Source organism: Streptomyces sp. NPDC048514 (assembly GCF_043199955.1).
Taxonomy (GTDB): domain Bacteria; phylum Actinomycetota; class Actinomycetes; order Streptomycetales; family Streptomycetaceae; genus Streptomyces.
Window position 1 is genome coordinate 292,643 of record NZ_JBICWT010000012.1, and the last position, 20,014, is coordinate 312,656.

Consider the following 20,014-nt stretch of genomic DNA (forward strand, 5'->3'; position numbering starts at 1 on the left):
GAAATCCGCGAGGGACGGGGGGGCCGGGCCGGGGGGTCCGCTCGGTGGCCGCGGCCACGTTCCTCGCCGTGTCCTTCACCTTGAGCCTGGCGGCCACGTCAGCGGTCGCCGCCGACCGCGCCGGAGGCGTTCCCGTTCCCGGCGTGCCCAAGCAGCACGCCAGCAAGGTCGTGGCCGTCTCCGCCGGGGCCGCGAAGATCCGCAAGCAGGTCTCCTCCGGGCAGGCACGCAACGCCACGCAGGCCGAGCGTGCGGCGAAGGAGCGGAAGGCCGCACACTGGCCGGCCGCCGGGCAGGCCACCGTGCCGGTCGGCGCCGCGCCCCGCTCCGTCGGCGGCAGCGGCGTCCGGGTCACCCTGCGCCCGGCGGCCGGGAAGGCCGCGGCCTCCAAGGGCAGGAGCGCCGCACCGCCGGCGACGGCCTCCCCGGCCGGCGGCCGGGCCACCGTCACCGTCGTCGACCGCAGGACCACCGACGCGCTCGGCGTGGACGGCGTGCTGCTGACCGCTCGCCCGGCCCAGCCGGGGCAGGCCCGGGTCGGCGTCGACTACTCCTCCTTCGCCTCCGCCGTCGGCGGCGGCTGGTCGGGCCGGCTGCACATCGTCCAGCTTCCCGCCTGCGCCGTGACCACGCCGCAGAAGGCGCGGTGCCGCACCCGCACCCCGCTGAAGTCCGACAACGACATCTCCACCCGGACGGTCTCGGCCACCGTGGACTTCACGGCCACCAAGGCTTCCGGCGACACGACCACCAAGGCTTCCGGTGACACGGCCACCAAGGCTTCCGGCGACACGGCCACCAAGGCCCCCGCCGGGAAGCGGTCCGTCGCCGCGGCCGCCGCCTCCGCGGGCGCGGTGCTCGCCGTCGAGTCCGACGGCTCGGGCGACTCGAAGTCCGGCGCGGGCACCTACAAGGCGACCCCGCTGGCCTCCTCGTCGTCCTGGGAAGCCGGCGGCTCGTCGGGCGCGTTCACCTGGTCGTACCCCTTCGACGCCCCCAAGCCGGCCGCGGGCCCGTCGCCCAGCCTGAGCCTGGGCTACGACTCCGGCAGCATCGACGGCCGCACCGCGAGCACCAACAACCAGACCTCCGAGGTCGGTGAGGGCTTCGACCTGACCGCCTCCTCGTACGTGGAGCGCCAGTACGGCAGCTGCGACGAGGACGGCCACGACGAACAGCTCGACCAGTGCTGGAAGTACGACAACGCCTCGCTGGTCCTCAACGGCAAGTCCACCGAACTCGTCAAGGACGACACCAAGGGCACCTGGCGGCTGAAGTCCGACGACGGCTCCACCGTCATCCACTCCACCGGCGCCGAGAACGGTGACGAGGGCACCAAGGACGTGGACGGTGCCGGCGAGTACTGGACCGTCATCACCGGTGACGGCGTCAAGTACGTCTTCGGCCGCAACAAGCTGGCCGGTGCCGGCACCGAGCGCACCAACTCCGTGTGGACGGCGCCCGTCTACGGCGACGACTCCGGAGAGCCCGGCTACGAGCGCGGCGACTCCTTCGCCGACCGCGCGCTGGACCAGGCCTGGCGCTGGAACCTCGACTACGTCGAGGACACCCACGGCAACGCCATGTCGTACTGGTACACCACCGAGTCCAACTACTACCGGAAGAACAAGTCGGACACCGCCGAGACCCAGTACGTCCGCGGCGGCCACCTGGACAAGATCCTCTACGGCCAGCGCTCCGACACCCTGTTCAGCGTCGACGCCCCGCAGAAGGTCACCTTCGACTACGCCGAGCGCTGCACCGTCTCGGACTGCTCCGAGCTCAAGAAGGACACCGCCAAGAACTGGCCCGACGTACCGTTCGACACGATCTGCGCCAAGGGCGACAAGAAGGACGACTGCCGGGCCGAGAGCCCCACGTTCTTCACCCGTAAGCGGCTGACCGACGTCGACACCTGGGTGTGGTCCACCGCGTCGGCCAAGTACGTGCCCGTCGACTCCTGGGACCTCACCGAGAAGTACCTCGACGGCAACGACATCGACGACTCCACCGACCAGACCCTCTCCCTGATGAGCGTGCAGCGCACCGGTCACGGCGGCGGCGACGTCAAGCTCGACCCGGTCTCCTTCACGTATGACATGCGGCCGAACCGGGTGGACTCCACCAGCGACGACATCCTGCGGCTGTCCCGCCCGCGCATGGCGACCGTGACCGACGAGGTCGGCGCGATCACCACCGTCTCCTACAACGACCCGGAGTGCGTGCGCGGTTCGCACATGCCCGCCGGCGAGGACGACAACAGCCTCAACTGCTACCCGCAGTACTGGCACATCAACGGCTCCACCGACGCGAAGATCGACTGGTTCCACAAGTACCGGGTGACCGCCGTCAACAGCGCCGACCCGGCCGGCCGGGGCGAGCTGGTGGAACGGTCCTACACCTACGAAAAGCCGGGCTGGGCCTACAACAACAGCCCCTTCGTGCCCGAGGACCAGCGCACCTGGTCCATCTTCCGCGGCTACCAGAAGGTGACCGCCTACACCGGCGCCTCCACCGGCACCCGGTCCAAGACCGTCAGCGTCTATCTCCAGGGCCTGGACGGCGACAAGCAGAAGGGCACCGACACCCGGCGCGACGTCTCCGTGCCCGGTCTGGACGTGTCCGGCCTGGACGTCGCCGACCGCGAGGACAGCGAGCAGTACGCCGGCTTCACCCGGGAACAGGTCACCTACGACGGCGCCACCCCGGTCTCGGTGACGGTCAACGACCCCTGGTCCACGCGCACCGCCACCCAGCACAAGTCGTACGCCGACGTCGAGTCGTACTACGTGCGGACCGGCAAGACCGCCAGCAGCACCTATCTCACGGTGCCGCACACCTGGCGCACCACCACCACCTCCACCGGCAAGTTCGACGAGTACGGTCAGGCCGTCGAGGCCGAGAACGGCGGCGACGCCGCCAAGACCGGCGACGAGACCTGCACCCGCACCTGGTACGCAGCCAACAAGGACAAGGGCATCCACTCCCTGGTGTCCCGCACCCGCACGGTCGGCCGGAGCTGCGGCACCGACGAGACCAAGCTGTCGCTGCCCACCAACAGCGACACCGCCGGCGACGTGCTCTCCGACAGCGCCACCGTCTACGACAACCCGGACGCCACCGGCTGGACGGCGAACCAGACCCCGACCGAGGGCGAGGCGTCCTGGACGGGCCGCGCCACCGGCTACCCGGCGACCGCCACCGGCGGCGAGCGCAACCCCACCGGCTGGCAGCGAACCGGCAAGACGGTCTTCGACGCCATCGGCCGGCCCACCGACACCACCGACAAGCAGGGGAAGACCACCCACACCGACTACAGCCCGACGGGCCAGGGCCAGCCCGCCAAGACCACGGTCACCAACCCGCTCCAGCAGAAGGTGATCACCTACCTGGACGGCGTGCGCAACCTTCCGGTGCGCGTCTACGACGCCAACCAGAAGAAGACCGAGGAGACCTACGACGGCCTCGGCCGCCTCACCGGCGTCTGGCTGCCCAGCCGCAGCAAGGACGGCGGCCAGACCCCGAGCCTGTCCTTCTCCTACGTGTTCGAGCGGGGCAAGGCGCCGGCCGTCGGCACCTCACTGGTCAAGTCGTCCGACTCGGTGAGCACCTCGTACGACATCTACGACTCGCTGCTGCGCCCGCTCCAGACGCAGAAGCCGTCGCCGCTCGGCGGCCGGATCCTCACCGACACCCGCTACGACTCGCGCGGCCTGGCCCACGAGACGTACGCCGACATCTACGACAGCCAGAACGCGCCCGGCGCGGCCTACAGCCGCGTCGAGTACGGCGGAGCGCCCAAGCAGACCAACATCACCTTCGACGGTGCCGGACGATCCGTCTCCAGCGCCTTCCTGGTGTTCGGCCAGCAGAAGTGGACCACCACCACCACGTACACCGGTGACTCCACGGCCGCCAGCACGACCGCCGGCGGCCAGGCCACCCGTGACATCACCGACGCCCTCGGCCGCACGGTGGAGCACCGCCAGTACGCCGGGCCGTCCCCCGCCGACACCGACTACGGGGCCAGCGCACCGGTCGGCTCCTACAGCCGGACCAGGACCGGCTACACCCTGGACGGGGACAAGCTGTCCCTCACCGGGCCGGACGGCACGGCGTGGAGCTACAAGTACGACCTCTTCGGCCGGCAGTACTCCGCCACCGATCCGGACAAGGGCACCACGAGCACCCACTACAACTCCGCGGACCAGGTCGACTGGACCAAGGACTCCGCGAACAACGTGATGGCCTACGGCTACGACGACATCGGCCGCAAGACCGGCCTGTGGTCGTCGACGGCCAGGACGGACGCCACCAAGCTCGCCGCCTGGAACTACGACAAGCTCGCCAAGGGACAGCTGGACTCCACCGTCCGCTACGAGGGCGGTGTCGGCGGCACGGCGTACACCAAGTCGTTCCTCGCCTATGACGCGCTGTACCGGGCGACCGAGACCCAGCTGACCCTGGACGCCAAGGACCCGCTGGTCAGCGGCGGAGCCCTGGGCGGCAGCTACACCTTCAAGAGCGCCTACAACATCGACGGCACGCTCCAGCACAGCACGGAGCCCGCCGCCGGCGGACTCGCCCAGGAGGACATCACCTACGACTACACCCAGACCGGCCTGGTCACCTCGGTCTCCGGCATCAGCGGCTACCTGCAGGCGGCCTCCTACTCGGCGACCGGCCAGGTCCAGCAGTACACCCTGGGGCTGTCGGGGGCGAGCACGGCCAAGAAGACGTACGTCAACAACGTCTACGAGCCCGGCACCGACCGGCTGACCCGTTCCTTCGTCACCACGCCCTCCACGGCGCCCTACAAGCCGATGGACGTCTCCTACGCCTACGACGACTCGGGCAACGTCACCAGGATCGCCGACTCGGCCGACCTCGACGGGGCCGGCAAGTCCGACACCCAGTGCTTCACCCTCGACGGCCAGCGCCGGCTGACCGACGCCTGGACCCCGGCGAACAGCGACTGCGGCACCACCGCCCCCGCCCCCGGCACCACGCTCGGCGGCGCGGCCCCGTACCGCAGCCACTACACCTACAACACGGCGGGCCTGCGCACGAGCGAGACCACCACGTCGACCTCGGGTACCGGCACCACCACCAACTACTGCTACAACAAGCCGGAACAGCCGCACACCCTGACGGCGACCACCACCGGCGACTGCACGGGTGCCAAGCCCTCCTACGTGTACGACCCGGCCGGCAACACCACCACGCGCCCCGGACCGACCGGGACCGCCGAGTCGCTCCTGTGGGACACCGAGGGCCGGCTCGCCAACGCCAAGGACGGCGCCAAGGAGAGCCACGACGTCTACGACGCCGACGGGACGCTGCTGCTGCGGCGGGCCACCGGCGACGGGGAGAGCGTCCTCTACCTGGGTGCCAGCGAGGTGCACCACAAGGTGGCCGGCAGCACCAAGAAGACCTGGGGCGTCCGCTCCTACACCACCGGCTCCACGCTGATCGCGGTGCGCAGCAACGAGTCCGGTGCGGACAAGGTGGTCTTCGTCGCCGGTGACCAGCACGGCACCGGCACTCTCGCGGTCGACGCCTCGACCCAGGCGGTCGTCAAGCGCTATGTGTCGCCGTTCGGCGGTGACCGGGGCGGCGCGACCGGCGGCGCCTGGCCGACGGACAAGCGTTTCCTCGGCAAGACCGTCGACGCGACGACCGGGCTGACCCACCTCGGAGCCCGTGAGTACGACCCGGCGATCGGCCGCTTCCTCAGCGTGGACCCGGTCATGGAGGAGACCGACACCCAGGCCCTCAACGGCTACACCTACGCCGACAACAACCCGGCCACGCTCAGCGACCCCAGCGGGCGCACCCACTGCGACGTCGTCCCGGAGCTGTGCGGACACAAGCCCCCGACGACCGGCGGAGCACCCTGCCCCAGCCTGACCAACCCGCAGTGCCCGGAGTACCCGGGTAACGGCGGCGGCGGTGGCGGTGGCGGTGGCGGCGGTGGCGGCGGCGGTGGCGGCGGTGGCGGCTGGGGCGGTGGCTCCGGTGGCGGTGGCGGCGGCGGCTGGGGCGGTGGCTCCGGTGGCGGTGGCGGCGGCTGGGCCCCCAGCGGCTCCGACTGGGGCTACGGCACCAGCGGCTACGGCTACTACCTCCTCGACGACGCCTACGCGCGGCGCATGCAGTATCAGGCGGCCGACGCGGCGGCGTACCAGGAGGCGCTGCGGATGTCCCAGTACGACCCCGAGATGGCTGCCCGATGGGGCGTGAACGCCCGCAACTTCAACCGCAGCCTCTACCGGACCCCGCTCGAGGAGATGATCCTTCCCCGCCTCGGACCGCTCCTGGGGAGGACCACCGACATGCCCACGTACGACGGCTTCATCGCCAAGGGCAAGACGAACGAGTCCATCATCCAGGGCATCGGCAAGACCAACCCCAAGGCCAACATGTTCGCCAAGGGAATGAAGTGGGGCGGCCGGGGAGTGGTCGCCGTCGATGTCGGCTTCGCGGCCAAGGAGGTATACGACGCACCCAAGGGGGAGAAGGTGCACACCGCGGTGCGCGAGGGCGGCGGCATCGGCGGAGCCATCGCCGGAGCCGAAGTCGGCGCCACCTGGGGCGCTGCCGCCGGGTCCTTCTTCCCGGGGCCGGGCACGGCGGTCGGCGGAGTCGTCGGCGGTATCGTCGGCGGCGTCGCGGGCAGCGCGGCCGGCCGGAAACTCGGCGACTGGGTGGGAGGACTGTTCTAAACCATGACTGACTCCGAGGTGTTCGCCGTCCTCCAGGAGGAAGGCGGCCTGAGCCTCGCCGAGATCGGGACAGGGCGGGCTCGCCGGCACCGGACGGTGCCGGCGGGCCCCCCGCCGCCGGCGGGCAGTCTTCACGTCCGGGCATGGCGGCACGCAGGCGGCTACACGGTCGCGACGAACCACCGGGCGAGCACGACTCCACTGTCCGTCGGTGACGCGGACGGCGACGGAGCCTTCCGGTCCGCTCCGGGGCTGCCGGGGCAGGTGGCCGAGGCCGCCGAGTGCCAGGTCCTGTCCGACGGCGCGGCCGTCGCCGTGACCCGGCCGGTCGCCGGAGCCGGGCAGACGACCGATCGACGGCGCCTGTTCCTGCTCCGCCGGGGCGCGGCGGAGTGGGAGAACGTCCCGCTGCCCGACGATTTCCGGGTCGGCGGCGCCTTCGGCGCCTCCGCGGGTGACTTCGTGGTCCACGGCGTGCGGTGGGGCGCCCCGGCCGGAGCGCCGGGAGACGGCGCTACCGTCCTGCTGCGGGTGCGGACGGAAGCCACCGGGACTCCCCTCGCGGCACCGCTTCCCGACTTCACCGCCTGGGGCCGGCCCCGGCTCCCGCTGCGCGACCGGATCTTCCCTCCGGCCGACGACCCCGGGGAAGCCTTCTGGTCCTCGGCGTGGCACGAGACCGGTGCCGATCCCGGCAGCGGCCTGGTCCTCGGCACCACGATGAGCGGTGACCTGGACGAGACGCTCTACGCCGTCGACTTCCGCAACCGCTCGTGGGCGTTGGCGAACAGCCCGCGGCAGAGCGTGGTCACGGCCCGGGTCTCCGGCTCCGAGGGCATCAGGGCGGTCACCGACGGCGGCGATCTGTGGTCGTACCACCCCGCACACGGTGCGCCGTGGCGCCGCTCCGGCACCCTGCGCAAGTCCCTGCACGGGCTCGCCGCGCAGGGCGCCACGGGCGGCGGTCCGATACCCCGGCACCACCTGCGGGTCACGTCGGCGGCCTACCTCGCGGACCGGCTGGTGGTCACCCTGGCACGGGCGGGCGAGGGCGGTCCGCCCACCCCGGTGGAGGCGGTGGTCGCCACCACCCCCGACGGCACGGATCCGCAGGTGCTGTACCGGGCCGCCCCGGACGGACCTCGCCTCCGCTGCCTGGTCGAGCCCACGTCCTAGGGGCGTTCGCACCACGGCCGAGAAACCCCGAACCCCGTCGCCCCGCCGAGCAGCCGGCGGGGCGACGGGGTTCGGGTGTTCCGGGCCGGCGCGTCGTCCGCGGGCTCAGGCGCCGGCCGGAGGGGTCGTACGCCCCTCGAACGCCGCCAGGATGTGTTCCGCGGCCAGCGTCGCCGTCAACCGGCCTTCGCGCACCTGCCGTTCGAGGTCCGGCGCGGCCTCGCGTACCGCAGGGTCGGCGTGCAGCCGGCCGAGCAGTTCGTCGCGGACCATCGACCAGGTCCAGTCGACCTGCTGGTCCCGCCGCTTGGCGGCGAGCCGCCCGGTGGAGTCGAGCAGCACACGGTGCTGCTCCAGCCGCTCCCACACGGTGTCCAGGCCGGCCGCCTCCCGGGCGCTGCAGTGCAGTACGGGCGGCGTCCAGAAGGCGTCCTTGCCGTGCATCAGCCGCAGCGCGCCCGCCAGTTCCCGGGCGGCGGCACGCGCGTCACGCTCGTGCGGACCGTCCGCCTTGTTGACGGCGATCACGTCGGCCAGCTCCAGGACGCCCTTCTTGATGCCCTGCAGCTGGTCGCCGGTGCGGGCCAGGGTGAGCAGCAGGAACGAGTCGACCATGTCGGCGACCGCGGTCTCCGACTGGCCGACTCCGACGGTCTCCACGAGGATCACGTCGTAACCGGCCGCCTCCATGACCACCATCGACTCCCGGGTGGCCTTGGCGACCCCGCCCAGCGTGCCCGCGCTGGGGGAGGGACGCACGAAGGCGGCGGGGTCGACCGCCAGCCGCTCCATCCTCGTCTTGTCGCCCAGGATGGAGCCGCCCGTGCGGGTCGAGGAGGGGTCCACGGCGAGCACCGCCACCCGGTGACCGAGCGACGTCAGCATGGTGCCGAAGGCGTCGATGAACGTCGACTTGCCCACCCCCGGCACGCCGCTGACGCCGATCCGCCGCGCCCGGCCGCTGTGCGGCAGCAGCTCGGTGAGCAACCGCTGGGCCAGCGCCCGGTGCTGGGCCCGGGTCGATTCGACGAGCGTGACGGCGCGGGCCACCAGGGCCCGCTTGCCGTCCAGCACACCCTTCACATACGTGTCGAGATCGATCGCAGCCATCGGGCTCTACAGGTCGTGGCCGAGGTCGGCCGACAGCCGCCGCACCAGGTCGTACGCCGCGTCCGGGATCACCGTCCCGGGCGGGAACACGGCCGTGGCGCCCATCTCCAGCAGGGTCGGCACGTCCTGCGGCGGGATCACCCCGCCGACCACGACCATGATGTCCTCGCGGCCCTCCTCGGCGAGCTGCTCGCGCAGCGCCGGGACGAGCGTGAGGTGGCCGGCGGCCAGCGAGGACACGCCGACCACGTGCACGTCCGCCTCGACCGCCTGCCGGGCGACCTCCTGGGGCGTCTGGAACAGCGGGCCGACGTCCACGTCGAAGCCGAGGTCGGCGAAGGCCGTCGCGATCACCTTCTGGCCGCGGTCGTGGCCGTCCTGGCCCATCTTCGCGACCAGGATGCGCGGCCGGCGCCCCTCCGCCTCCTCGAAGGCGTCCACCAGGGCACGGGTGCGGTCCACGGAAGGCGACTCCCCTGCTTCGTTGCGGTACACGCCGGAGATCGTACGGATCTGGCTCGAGTGCCGTCCGTACACCTTCTCCAGGGCGTCGGAGATCTCGCCGACGGTCGCCTTGGCGCGGGCCGCGTGCACGGCCAGCTCCAGCAGGTTGCCGTCGCCGTCGGCCGCCCGGGTCAGCGCGTCCAGCGCGTCCCGGCACGCGGCCTCGTCCCGCTCCGCCCGCAACCGCCGCAGCTTCTCGATCTGCTGGGTGCGCACCGAGGAGTTGTCGACCTTGAGGACCTCGATCTGCTCGTCGCTGTCCACGCGGTACTTGTTGACGCCGATCACCGGCTGCCGCCCGGAGTCGATGCGGGCCTGGGTGCGGGCCGCCGCCTCCTCCACGCGGAGCTTCGGGATGCCGGCGTCGATGGCCTGTGCCATGCCGCCCGCCTGCTCGACCTCCTGGATGTGCGCCCAGGCCTTGCGCGCCAGGTCGTACGTCAGCCGCTCCACGTAGGCGCTGCCGCCCCACGGGTCGATGACCCGGGTGGTGCCCGACTCCTGCTGGATGAGCAGTTGGGTGTTGCGGGCGATGCGCGCCGAGAAGTCGGTCGGCAGCGCCAGGGCCTCGTCGAGGGCGTTGGTGTGCAGCGACTGGGTGTGGCCCTGGGTCGCCGCCATCGCCTCCACGCAGGTGCGCGTGACGTTGTTGAACACGTCCTGCGCGGTCAGCGACCAGCCCGAGGTCTGCGAATGGGTGCGCAGGGAGAGGGACTTGGTGTTCTTCGGCTCGAACTGGGAGACCAGTTTGGCCCACAGCAGCCGGGCCGCCCGGAGCTTTGCGATCTCCATGAAGAAGTTCATGCCGATCGCCCAGAAGAACGACAGCCGCGGCGCGAACGCGTCCACGTCCAGGCCGGCCTCCCGCCCCGCCCGGATGTACTCCACGCCGTCCGCGAGGGTGTACGCCAGCTCCAGATCGGCCGTCGCGCCGGCCTCCTGGATGTGGTAGCCGGAGATGGAGATGGAGTTGTAGCGGGGCATCCGCTGCGAGGTGTACGCGAAGATGTCGGAGATGATCCGCATCGACGGCTTCGGCGGATAGATGTAGGTGTTGCGGACCATGAACTCCTTCAGAATGTCGTTCTGAATGGTTCCGGCCAGCTTCTCGGGCGGTACGCCCTGTTCCTCCGCGGCCACGATGTACAGCGCCAGCACCGGCAGCACGGCGCCGTTCATCGTCATCGACACGGTCATCTTGTCCAGCGGGATGCCGTCGAACAGCTGCCGCATGTCGTAGATCGAGTCGATGGCCACGCCCGCCATGCCGACGTCGCCGGTCACCCGCGGATGGTCGCTGTCGTAACCCCGGTGCGTGGGCAGGTCGAAGGCGACCGACAGACCCTTCTGACCGGCCGCCAGATTGCGCCGGTAGAAGGCGTTGGACTCCTCGGCGGTGGAGAAGCCCGCGTACTGGCGGATCGTCCAGGGCTGGTTGACGTACATCGTCGGGTACGGTCCGCGCAGATACGGCGCGATGCCCGGGAAGGTGCCCAGAAAGTCCAGGCCCTCCAGGTCACGGCCGGTGTACAGCGGCTTGACGCCGATGCCCTCCGGGGTCTCCCACAGCGGCTCCTCGCCCCCCGTGGCCCTCTTGACGGCCGTACGCCACTCCCCGTCGCTGCCGTCGGTGACCGGGGTCCCCAACTCGATGCCGGAGAAGTCGGGGATTCCCATCAGGACACTCCCATGCGGTCGAGGGTGGCGGACAGCACGGCGACGGCGTCGCAGCCCGCGAACACGTACGAGTCGATGCCCGGGTACTCGGCCGGGCGGCCCGCGAGGAACACGTGCCGGGCCCCGGCCGCGCGCAGCGACTCGGCGGTCTGCCCGGCCTCCTCGGCATAGCGGGCGTCGCTGGAGCACAGCACGGCCTCGGTGGCGCCGCTTTCCGCGAAACCGCACCCGGTGACCGGTTCGATGCCGCCCGCCTGGAACAGGTTGGCCGCGAAGGTCGAGCGCGCGGTGTACTCGTTGGCCGAGCCGAGCGTGGCGAGGTAGACGCGGGGCCGGGAGCCGGTCGCCGCGAGGTGTGCGTCGGAGCGGGCGCGCAGCTCCTCGTACGCCTCGTCACGGTGCACCCGGGGCAGTCCGCCGGACGGCTGCCGCGGCGTGGCCTCGCGCTCCACCGGTTTCTCGGAAAGCGACGGGAACTCGCTGACCCCGGTGATCGGTTCACGCCGCTTGGCGAGCTTCTTGGCCCGCTCCGCCCACGTCGTCGCCAGGTCCGTGCGCAGCCGGCCGGAGCGCAGGACGGCGGCCTGGCCGCCGTCGCGTTCGACGGAACGGAAGAAGGCCCAGGCGGCGTGGGCGAGTTCGTCGGTGAGCCGCTCGACGTACCAGGAGCCGCCCGCCGGGTCGATCACCCGGGCCAGATGGGACTCCTCGATCAGGATCGTGGAGGTGTTGCGCGCGATACGCCGGGCGAACGCGTCCGGCAGGCCGAGCGGGTGGTCGAACGGCAGTACGGTGACGGAGTCGGCGCCGCCGACCCCGGCCGCCAGCGTCGCGACCGTCGTGCGGAGCATGTTCACCCACGGGTCGCGGCGGGCCATCATCACGGGCGAGGTCACCGCGTGCTGCACCTGGGCGCCTGCGCCGGGCGCCCCGCACACCTCGGCGACCCGCGCCCACAGCCGGCGCGCCGCGCGCAGCTTGGCGATGGTCAGGAACTGGTCCGCGGTGGCCGCGTACCGGAACTCCAGCTGGCCGGCGGCCTGTTCGACGGTCAGCCCGGCCTCGGTCAGCTCTCGCAGATAGGCCACACCGGTGGCCAGGGAGGCGCCCAGTTCCTGCGCGGCCGAGCCGCCCGCCTCGTGGTACGGCAGCGCGTCCACGGTCAGTGTGCGCAGCCCGGGGTAGGTCTCGGCGCAGCGCGCGGCCAGCGCGGCGAAGGGCGCGAAGTCCTGCGGGGTGCCGGTGCGGGCCTCGTACCGGAGCGGGTCGGCGCCCAGATTGCCGCGCACCGCCTTCGGGTCGACGCCCCGGGACTCGTACAGCCCGAGCAGTGCCTCGGCCGCGGCCTCGCTCTCCCCGCGCCCGTCCACCACGACGGGGGCCAGGTCGAGGTAGACGCCGTCCAGGGCCCGGTCCAGATCGGGGACCGGGATGCCGCCCCCGCCCAGCACCAGCCACAGCGAGGTGACGCCGTTCTCCAGGTCGGCCAGCACGGCGTCCGCCGTACCGCCCGGGAGCGTCGTGTGCCGCTGCCGTACGTCCCAGCCGCCCGCGATGTTGCCCTCGGGGCGGCCGCCCCGCACGAACGGGGCGAAGCCCGGCAGGCCGGGGTCGGGCGCGGCGTCGCGCGCCGTGTACAGGGGGCGGGTGCGCAGCCCGTCCTCGAGTGTCGTGGACAGAGCGTCCTCAGCTGCCGCGCCCGAGACTTCCCTGCCCGACTTGCGCAGCACACCCTCCACCAGGCGTTGCCACTGCTCGTGTGTCGCGTCAGGGAACTCGGCGGCCAGTGAGAGCCCGTCGTCAGGCAGGACCGTCATGCTCGGATGCTAGGGCAGGGCACTCCGCTGAGTGCACGGCGAGCGTTGTGAGCTTTCTCCTCTTGCGGTTGTGACCTGGGCCTCCCCGGCGTGCGACGGCGTGTCCCCGGGGGTTCGGCGAGGCTGCTCGGCGAGGTCCGGTACGAGCGCGCGCACGGCCGCGAGCTGGTCGGCGCCCATGGCGCCGGCGAGGGCCTGGCGGATGGTGCCGGCGAGCAGCGCGGAGGTCTCCCGCAGCAGCTCGCGCGCCTGGTCGGTGAGGGCGACCTCGACGCCGCGCCTGTCGCCGCACACGGTCCTGCGGGTGATCAGGCCGGCCCGCTGCAGACAGGCGATCTGGTAGGTGAGCCGTGTCTTGGGGCGGCCGAGAAGGTCGGCGACCCGGGTCATGCGCAGTCCCCCGCGGGGCTGTTCGGCCAGCAGGCACAGGATCAGGAACTCGTCGTGGGAGACGTCGAGGCACTCCTTCACCACCGACCTCAACCTCTGTTCCACCGTTCCTGTAGCCGCCAGCAATAGCGTCCAGGCGCGGAGTTCGTCCGGCAGGAGTCCGGGACTCCCGGCGGGACTTCCGGGCCGGTCGCCGGGGTGCGGGTCGGAAACGGACATGCGGGAAGTCTAACCCGCTGTCCAATTTTGGACGAACGGCTTGTGTGGCATCGCCGCGATCGCTAGCGTGGTGATCATCCAAATTTGGACCACTGATTCGGGAGTACGACGATGACCGTCGCCGTGGAAACAGGTCTCTGGCAGCTCGATCCGGCCGCGTCCAGCGTGCAGCTGCGGCACAAGGCCGCCTGGGGCATGGTCTCGGTGAAGGGCGTCTTCACCTCCGTCCGCGGCCAGGGCGAGGTGCGGCCCGACGGCTCGGCCACCGGCACCGTGACCCTGGACGCGACCTCCCTGGACACAAAGAACCCCAAGCGTGACGCCCACCTGCGCCAGGCCGACTTCTTCGACGCCGACAACCACCCGGAGATCGTCTTCACGGTCGGCAGCGCCAAGCGTCTGGACGGCGGCGCCGTCCGCGTCGACGGCCGGCTCACGGTGCGCGGTGTCACCAGGCCCCTCTCTCTCACCGGCCGCCTGGCCGAGGTGGGCGCCGACTCGCTGGTACTGGAGGCGGAGTTCACCGTCGACCGCACCGACTTCGGCATCACCTGGAACCAGCTGGGCATGCTCGCCAAGCCGTCCACGCTGATCACCAGGCTGCGCTTCACGCGCGCGGCCGCCTGAGCGACCGGTGCCGGCCGATCGCCCCGGCCCGTCGTCCCGGTGCGGAGCGACGGCCCTCGGGACGGCGACGGCGCCGGCCGTGACCGCCGCCCCGTGTCACCTGGCGGCTCGGTGAAGGGTCCGGAAGGAGAGCTGTAACAACCAGGATCAACCACGCATAACCCCCCGAAATCATCCCGGTAAGGGCTCACCGGAACGGTCGCGCACCGTGTCGTTGTTGGGCCGAACGGGTGACTTGGCGTAAGAATTGGCTGGTGCAGGCATTTAGTGCGAGTCAGGTCGGGGGAAGCCGGTGAGCCGTTACGACGTCACCGATGAACAGTGGGAAGGGCTCGCCCAGGTCGTGCCGCTGCGGGGCCGGGACGCCTGGCCGTCCGCGGTGGGTCACCGTTCGCTGCCCGACGCCGAGACCGAGACCAGACGCCGGTTCGTGGTCCTGCGGATCAGCGTCTTCGCGGACGCCCGGGACGTCGCCGAGACGGTGATGGCCGGAGCGCCGGTGCTGCTCGACCTGTCCGCCGCCGACGGCGATGTCGCCAAGCGCGTCCTGGACTTCAGCACCGGCGTCGTCTTCGGCCTGGGCAGTGGGATGCACCGCGTCGACCGCAACGTCTTCCTGCTCACTCCACCCGGTACGGAGGTCAGCGGGCTGATGGAGGGGGCGGGCCTCTCGGAGGGCTGAGACACCCCGGGACACCGCGCCGCCCCGGGCGCCGATGTCCCGTACGGCGGCGTTCGTCATACCGGCGTCTCCCCGGGTCGTCCTCCGATCGTGGGAAGGACCGGGTGACTGAACGGTTCGCCGCCGCCGCGCGGTCCTACGGTCCGCGTATGGCCGTGCCTTCCGTGTCCGCCGGGTCTCCGGCCGCCGATGCGTCCGCTGTGACCGTGCCCGCGCAGTCCGGCGGATGCCTCGATGTGCGCGCCCGGGTCACCGAGTTACGGCTGTCCGCCTTCGCCGGGCACCGGCGGGCCGGGTTCCCGCTGGGTCCCGTGACCCTGTTCGCGGGGCGCAGCGGTGCGGGTAAGACGACCGCGCTCGCGGCGTTCGAGGCGCTCGCGCGGCTCGGCGGCGGAGCCCCCCTCGCGGAGGCGTTCCCCGACCCGGTCGCCTGTGTGCCGCAGCGGGCCCGCCCGGACGCCGAGGGCCGGCGGGGCTTCCGGATCGGCTGCACGGCCGACGGCGCCGGGGGGCCGGTGCGGCTCGACGTCGCCGTACAGGCCGAGCCGGCCCTGCGGATCGTGGGCGAGCGGCTGACCGCGGGCGGTGTCGTCCTGCTGGAGACCGCCCTGCGCGACCCGGGGCGCCGCGCCGTGCAGGCCGCCTGGCACACGGCCGGCTCCGCCCCGGTGACCCGTGCCCCGCTGCCCGACGACCGCCTCGGCACCGCCCTGCTGCCCCTGCGCGTGGCCGGCAAGACGGACGGCCAGCGCCAGGTGCTGGCCGCGGCCGAACAGATGGTCGTCGCCCTGCGCTCCGTCTTCCCCTGCGACCCCCGCCCGGACTGCATGCGCACGCCCGTCCCCACGGGCTCCGGCCGGCTGCTGCCCGGCTGCGACAACCTCGCCGACGTCCTGTGGCGCACCCGCGCGGAGTGCGCCCGCCGGCACGGCCTGCTGGTCGAGGCGCTCCGAGGTGGCTGCGCCGGACCGGTGAGCGACGTGGTCGCCGAGCCGTGGTCCGACGGCACGGTCCGGGCGATGCTCGACCGGGGCGACGGCTTCCGTACCGAACTCGCCCGGCTGGGCGACGGCGAGCTGCGCTACCTGGCGCTGACCCTGGTCCTGCTGACCGGACCCGGCGTCCTGGACATGGACGCCCCCGGTGAGGTGCCCGACGCCCTGCGCAGCCTCACCGTGCTCACCGACGGCTTCGACCGGGCCCTCGACCCCGCCCAGCGCCGGACCCTGCTCGGGACGGCGGCCCGGATGGGGGGAGCGCGGGCACATCCGCTGTGTGGCCGCGGTGAGCGACGCCTCCTGGGCTGCCGGAGCCGAGGGCGTCACGGTGGTACACCTGGAGCCGTGACCGAACCTCTCGACCTGGCCCGACTCCAGCGCAGACTGGCCGAGTTCGCGGCAGCGCGGAACTGGCAGCCCTACCACACGCCCAAGAACCTCGTCGCCGCCCTCTCGGTGGAGGCCGCGGAACTGGTCGAGATCTTCCAGTGGCTGACACCGGAGGAGTCGTCCCGGGTGATGGAGGACCCGGAGCGCGCGCACCGGGTCACGGACGAGGTCGCCGACGTGCTCGCCTACCTCCTGCAGTTCTGCGAGGTCCTGGGCGTCGACCCGCTGGCCGCCCTGGACGCCAAGATCGACCGCAACGAAGTGCGCTTCCCGCGCCCGGGACCGCGGGAGCACGGCTGACGGACTTCGCCCGGCACGCCCGGCCCGGCAGGCATGCCCGGCCCGACGTGCCCGGTCCGACGCGCCCGGCCGGGCGGGCCTCGCCCCGGGTGGGTCCACAACGTGCGGACTCCAAAACTCCGTTATTACTCTCCGCAGTCAAATCGCCTGTCGAATCCGAATTGTTGTCCACAGATTTCCGTCTACCTCTGGCTTTTCGCCTCACAGGCCTTCACTCTGGGTAGTGAACAGGGGAGTTCACCCACACACGTGCCGGCGAGCACGCGGACGGACGGGGGCAGCGTATGGACGCGATACGGCTCATCCTCACCAGCAGGCGTGCCCTGGCGGGCGGCGCCGACGCGGCCGAGATGATGGCGGAGGTGTGGCAGGCACAGGCCCTGGCGCAGGCGATCGGCAGTCGCCTCGCGGTCTCCGGACCGCCCGAGCTGCGCGGCGAGGCGCTCGGGCTGACCGAGCTGGCGGGCCGGGGCTGCGGCGTCCTGGACCCACCCGAACTCGATCCGGGAGACCTGCGCGCAGCCCAGCTCACCGAGCTGGACGACGCCAGGGAGACCCTGCTCTGCCTCGGCGGTCTGCTCGGTGAGGTCGGCATCGCCCTCGTCGGCATGGCCAGCGGCGCGGCCGACGAGACGACGTACTGGCAGTGCATGGAGGCCATCGACGCGGCCGACGAGTCCCGCGACCGGGTTCGCGAGATGCTGCGCAAGCTGGCGGCACGGGAGGAGATGCTGCCGGAGAGCGGCAACGAGAGCAGCCCGTCCGGGGTCTGAGGCCGAGTCATGCCGCGGGTTCGGCGGCGAGAGCCAGGCGGCGCGTCACCGTCCGGCGGGCGCCGCACGGTCCGGCACCGACGGCCCGACGGTCACCACCGGGCCGGTCACCCGCCGGCGCACCGGGTGGACGACATTCACCCGACCGTGGACGGCCGTGCCGGACGGTGCGGGGGAGCTCGGCGGGGCACCCGGCGTGCAGGATGGGTGTATGGACCTTCGAATCTTCACCGAGCCCCAGCAGGGGGCCACCTACGACACCTTGCTCACCGTGGCGAAGGCCACCGAGGACCTCGGTTTCGACGCCTTCTTCCGCTCCGACCACTACCTCCGCATGGGCGGCGCCGATGGCCTGCCCGGCCCCACCGACGCCTGGATCACGCTGGCCGGGCTGGCCCGGGAGACCAGGCGCATCCGGCTCGGCACCCTGATGACGGCCGGCACCTTCCGGCTGCCCGGCGTGCTGGCCATCCAGGTCGCACAGGTCGACCGGATGTCCGGAGGCCGGGTGGAACTGGGTCTCGGCGCGGGCTGGTTCGAGGAGGAGCACAAGGCGTACGGCATCCCGTTCCCCAAGGAGAAGTTCGCGCGGCTGGAGGAGCAGCTCGCGATCGTCACCGGGCTGTGGGCGACCGAGGTCGGCAAGACCTTCGACTTCCACGGCACGTACTACGACCTCACCGAGTCGCCCGCGCTGCCCAAGCCCGCCCAGCGGAAGGTCCCGGTGCTCATCGGCGGCCACGGGGCGGTCCGCACCCCGCGGCTCGCGGCCCGGTACGCCGACGAGTTCAACATCCCCTTCGCCTCGATCGAGGACAGCGAGCGGCAGTTCGGCCGGGTGCGCGCCGCCGCTCAGGAGGCCGGCCGCGAAGCGGACGACCTGACGTACTCCAACGCGCTCGTGGTCTGTGTCGGACGGGACGACCGGGAGGTCGCCCGGCGCGCCGCCGTGATCGGCCGTGAGGTGGACGAGCTGAAGGCCAACGGTCTGGCCGGGTCCCCGGCCGAGGTCGTCGACAAGATCGGCCGGTACGCGGAGATCGGTTCCCGGCGCGTCTACCTGCAGATGCTGGACCTCGAAGACCTCGACCACCTGGAACTCATCTCCAGCCAGGTCCAGTCGCAACTGGCCTGACGCGCACGGCCGGACCACTCGCCTCCGTCCCGGCCCGGGTGACCTCGGTCCCAGCCCGGTCCCGGCCGGCCGGGCTGGGACCGGACCGAACCCCGCGGACCGCTGCCCCGCCGGCCGGGCTCCGGCATCCCCGCCGGCCGGCGCGCTGCGCGGGGACGGCGGGGTCTTCCTCGGCGCGGCCGGCGCGCAGGAACCGCGGCCCTGTGCGGACGTGCTCGGCCCAGTGCACGTGACACTCCTGTGCACTCCATGTGGCGGAACTGTGGGCTCCATCACAGCGCTTGTGATCGAGGACTGATCGGATGTTCGGGTGCGTAAAGTGCTCCCTCTCGCTCTCACCGGCCTGTTGGCCCTGTCGGCATGCCAGTTCGCCGGCGATGACGATCCCGCCGGCGATGCCCATCGCCTCAACTCCATGCAGGCCTTCCCGCTGCACGCGTATTACCCCGACCCCGATTCGGACGATGCGAAAGTCATCGGCAAGGCTGAGTGGGTCCTGGGCAAGAAGTGCATGGTCGGGCTCGGCTTCCCCGGCTTCGCCACCCTCGACACCAGGACCGTGGAAGCGACCTACCCGGTCCGGCGGGGCTACCCGGCGAGCAGCAGCATGCCCGGCGACGACAGCCCCTACGGCGTCGACGACCCCGACCGGGCGGCCGATCACGGCTACCACAACCGGGAACAGGACGATTCCTCCCAGCCGATGGAGTGGCCCGTAGACCAGTACGTCGCCCTCACCGGCCGGTACGAGACCGGCGACAGCCGCCGGGCCCACGGGCACCCCATCCCCGAGGGCGGGTGTCTCGGCGAGGCGGGACGGAAGATCTACGGCCCTCCGCCGAAGGCGAGGAAGGTCAACGGCGTGCGGGTCTCCGGCTCCTACACGACCGCCGCCGAGCTGTGGTCCAAGGCCGCCCGGCAGGCGCGCAAGGACCCGGCCTGGAAGAAGGCCGACCGGGCGTGGTCGGACTGCATGAGGGAGAAGGGCTTCCACTACTCCGAGCCGGACAAGGCGCTCTACGACAGCGCCTGGTACGGGACGGCCGGGTCGCCGTCGGGCAAGGAGAAGAAGACGGCGGCCGCCGACGCGCAGTGCAAGCTGGACACCGACTACATCACGGACGTCCACGCGGTCGAGACCCGCTTCCAGAAGGCGGCCATCGGCAAGCACAAGAAGGAGCTGGGCGAGTTGCGCGCGGCGGTGAAGCAGGCGGTCGAGACGTCGCGGACGATCATCGACAAGGCATCCCGTGACGCGCGGCCGACCGAGGCGTCGTGAGCCACGGAGCCGGCGGCGGAGCCGCGGTCCGAGCGACCGTGGTCCGAGCGACCCTGGTCCGAGCGACCGCGGTTCGAACGACCGCGGTTCGAACGACCGCGGTTCGAACGACCGCGGGGGGGGGGGGGGGGGGGGGGGGGGGGGGGGGGGGGGGGGGGGGGGGGGGGGGGGGGGGGTGGGGTGGGGGGGTGGGGGGGGGGGGTGGGGGGTGG

Annotated in this window: 12 protein-coding genes and 1 pseudogene; 9 read left to right on the forward strand and 4 right to left on the reverse strand. The window is 72.1% G+C overall.

What is annotated here, in order from left to right:
* The first annotated feature begins 68 nt into the window (after nt 1-68).
* Both ACGFT2_RS27110 and ACGFT2_RS27115 read left to right on the forward strand, forming a co-directional pair.
* Nucleotides 69-6,725, forward strand: a complete 6,657-nt coding sequence (locus tag ACGFT2_RS27110; protein WP_393282804.1) for an RHS repeat-associated core domain-containing protein — start codon at nt 69-71, stop codon at nt 6,723-6,725.
* Nucleotides 6,726-6,728: 3 nt separating this feature from the next.
* Nucleotides 6,729-7,901 carry a hypothetical protein gene (locus ACGFT2_RS27115; protein ID WP_393282807.1) on the forward strand — a complete coding sequence of 391 codons (1,173 nt, stop codon included), beginning with the start codon at nt 6,729-6,731 and terminating at the stop codon, nt 7,899-7,901.
* Nucleotides 7,902-8,006: 105 nt separating this feature from the next.
* On the opposite strand, the gene meaB is transcribed toward ACGFT2_RS27115, so the two are convergent.
* The 4 genes from meaB to ACGFT2_RS27135 are packed head-to-tail and all read right to left on the reverse strand — an operon-like array spanning nt 8,007 to nt 13,618.
* Nucleotides 8,007-9,011, reverse strand: a complete 1,005-nt coding sequence (gene meaB / locus ACGFT2_RS27120) for a methylmalonyl Co-A mutase-associated GTPase MeaB (protein ID WP_393282810.1) — start codon at nt 9,009-9,011, stop codon at nt 8,007-8,009.
* A gap of 6 nt (nt 9,012-9,017) precedes the next feature.
* On the reverse strand, nt 9,018-11,192 hold the full coding sequence (scpA, locus tag ACGFT2_RS27125) for a methylmalonyl-CoA mutase (protein ID WP_393282814.1): 2,175 nt from the start codon (nt 11,190-11,192) through the stop codon (nt 9,018-9,020).
* Nucleotides 11,192-13,009 carry a methylmalonyl-CoA mutase family protein gene (locus ACGFT2_RS27130; protein ID WP_393282817.1) on the reverse strand — a complete coding sequence of 606 codons (1,818 nt, stop codon included), beginning with the start codon at nt 13,007-13,009 and terminating at the stop codon, nt 11,192-11,194. Before ACGFT2_RS27130 ends, scpA begins: the two co-directional genes overlap by 1 nt.
* 9 nt (nt 13,010-13,018) lie before the next feature.
* Complete coding sequence (locus ACGFT2_RS27135) at nt 13,019-13,618, reverse strand: MarR family winged helix-turn-helix transcriptional regulator (RefSeq protein ID WP_393282820.1); 600 nt, start codon at nt 13,616-13,618, stop codon at nt 13,019-13,021.
* 111 nt (nt 13,619-13,729) lie between these two features.
* Between ACGFT2_RS27135 and ACGFT2_RS27140 the strand changes: the two genes are divergently transcribed.
* From ACGFT2_RS27140 to ACGFT2_RS27170, 7 genes and pseudogenes are all read left to right on the forward strand, one after another.
* The gene (locus tag ACGFT2_RS27140) at nt 13,730-14,245 is read left to right on the forward strand and encodes a YceI family protein (protein WP_393282823.1); all 516 of its coding nucleotides are present in this window, start codon (nt 13,730-13,732) and stop codon (nt 14,243-14,245) included.
* Nucleotides 14,246-14,537: 292 nt separating this feature from the next.
* Nucleotides 14,538-14,927 carry a cell division protein SepF gene (locus tag ACGFT2_RS27145; protein ID WP_393282826.1) on the forward strand — a complete coding sequence of 130 codons (390 nt, stop codon included), beginning with the start codon at nt 14,538-14,540 and terminating at the stop codon, nt 14,925-14,927.
* Between the two features lie 149 nt (nt 14,928-15,076).
* Nucleotides 15,077-16,274: pseudogene (locus ACGFT2_RS27150) on the forward strand (ATP-binding protein).
* Nucleotides 16,275-16,381: 107 nt separating this feature from the next.
* Nucleotides 16,382-16,615, forward strand: a complete 234-nt coding sequence (locus ACGFT2_RS27155) for a MazG-like family protein (RefSeq protein ID WP_393282877.1) — start codon at nt 16,382-16,384, stop codon at nt 16,613-16,615.
* Nucleotides 16,616-16,899: 284 nt separating this feature from the next.
* On the forward strand, nt 16,900-17,388 hold the full coding sequence (locus ACGFT2_RS27160; RefSeq protein WP_393282829.1) for a DUF6099 family protein: 489 nt from the start codon (nt 16,900-16,902) through the stop codon (nt 17,386-17,388).
* A 211-nt stretch (nt 17,389-17,599) separates the two neighbouring features.
* Nucleotides 17,600-18,523, forward strand: coding sequence for an LLM class F420-dependent oxidoreductase (locus tag ACGFT2_RS27165; protein WP_393282832.1), 924 nt, complete (start codon nt 17,600-17,602; stop codon nt 18,521-18,523).
* Nucleotides 18,524-18,842: 319 nt separating this feature from the next.
* Nucleotides 18,843-19,802 carry a hypothetical protein gene (locus tag ACGFT2_RS27170; RefSeq protein WP_393282835.1) on the forward strand — a complete coding sequence of 320 codons (960 nt, stop codon included), beginning with the start codon at nt 18,843-18,845 and terminating at the stop codon, nt 19,800-19,802.
* Nucleotides 19,803-20,014: the final 212 nt, after the last annotated feature.

Bases quoted from the DNA above. Each gene is read 5' to 3' on its own strand.
- ACGFT2_RS27115 (WP_393282807.1), top strand. From the start codon at position 6,729: ATGACTGACTCCGAGGTGTTCGCCGTCCTCCAGGAGGAAGGCGGCCTG.
- meaB (WP_393282810.1), bottom strand. From the start codon at position 9,011: ATGGCTGCGATCGATCTCGACACGTATGTGAAGGGTGTGCTGGACGGC.
- scpA (WP_393282814.1), bottom strand. From the start codon at position 11,192: ATGGGAATCCCCGACTTCTCCGGCATCGAGTTGGGGACCCCGGTCACC.
- ACGFT2_RS27130 (WP_393282817.1), bottom strand. From the start codon at position 13,009: ATGACGGTCCTGCCTGACGACGGGCTCTCACTGGCCGCCGAGTTCCCT.
- ACGFT2_RS27135 (WP_393282820.1), bottom strand. From the start codon at position 13,618: ATGTCCGTTTCCGACCCGCACCCCGGCGACCGGCCCGGAAGTCCCGCC.
- ACGFT2_RS27140 (WP_393282823.1), top strand. From the start codon at position 13,730: ATGACCGTCGCCGTGGAAACAGGTCTCTGGCAGCTCGATCCGGCCGCG.
- ACGFT2_RS27160 (WP_393282829.1), top strand. From the start codon at position 16,900: ATGGACGCGATACGGCTCATCCTCACCAGCAGGCGTGCCCTGGCGGGC.
- ACGFT2_RS27165 (WP_393282832.1), top strand. From the start codon at position 17,600: ATGGACCTTCGAATCTTCACCGAGCCCCAGCAGGGGGCCACCTACGAC.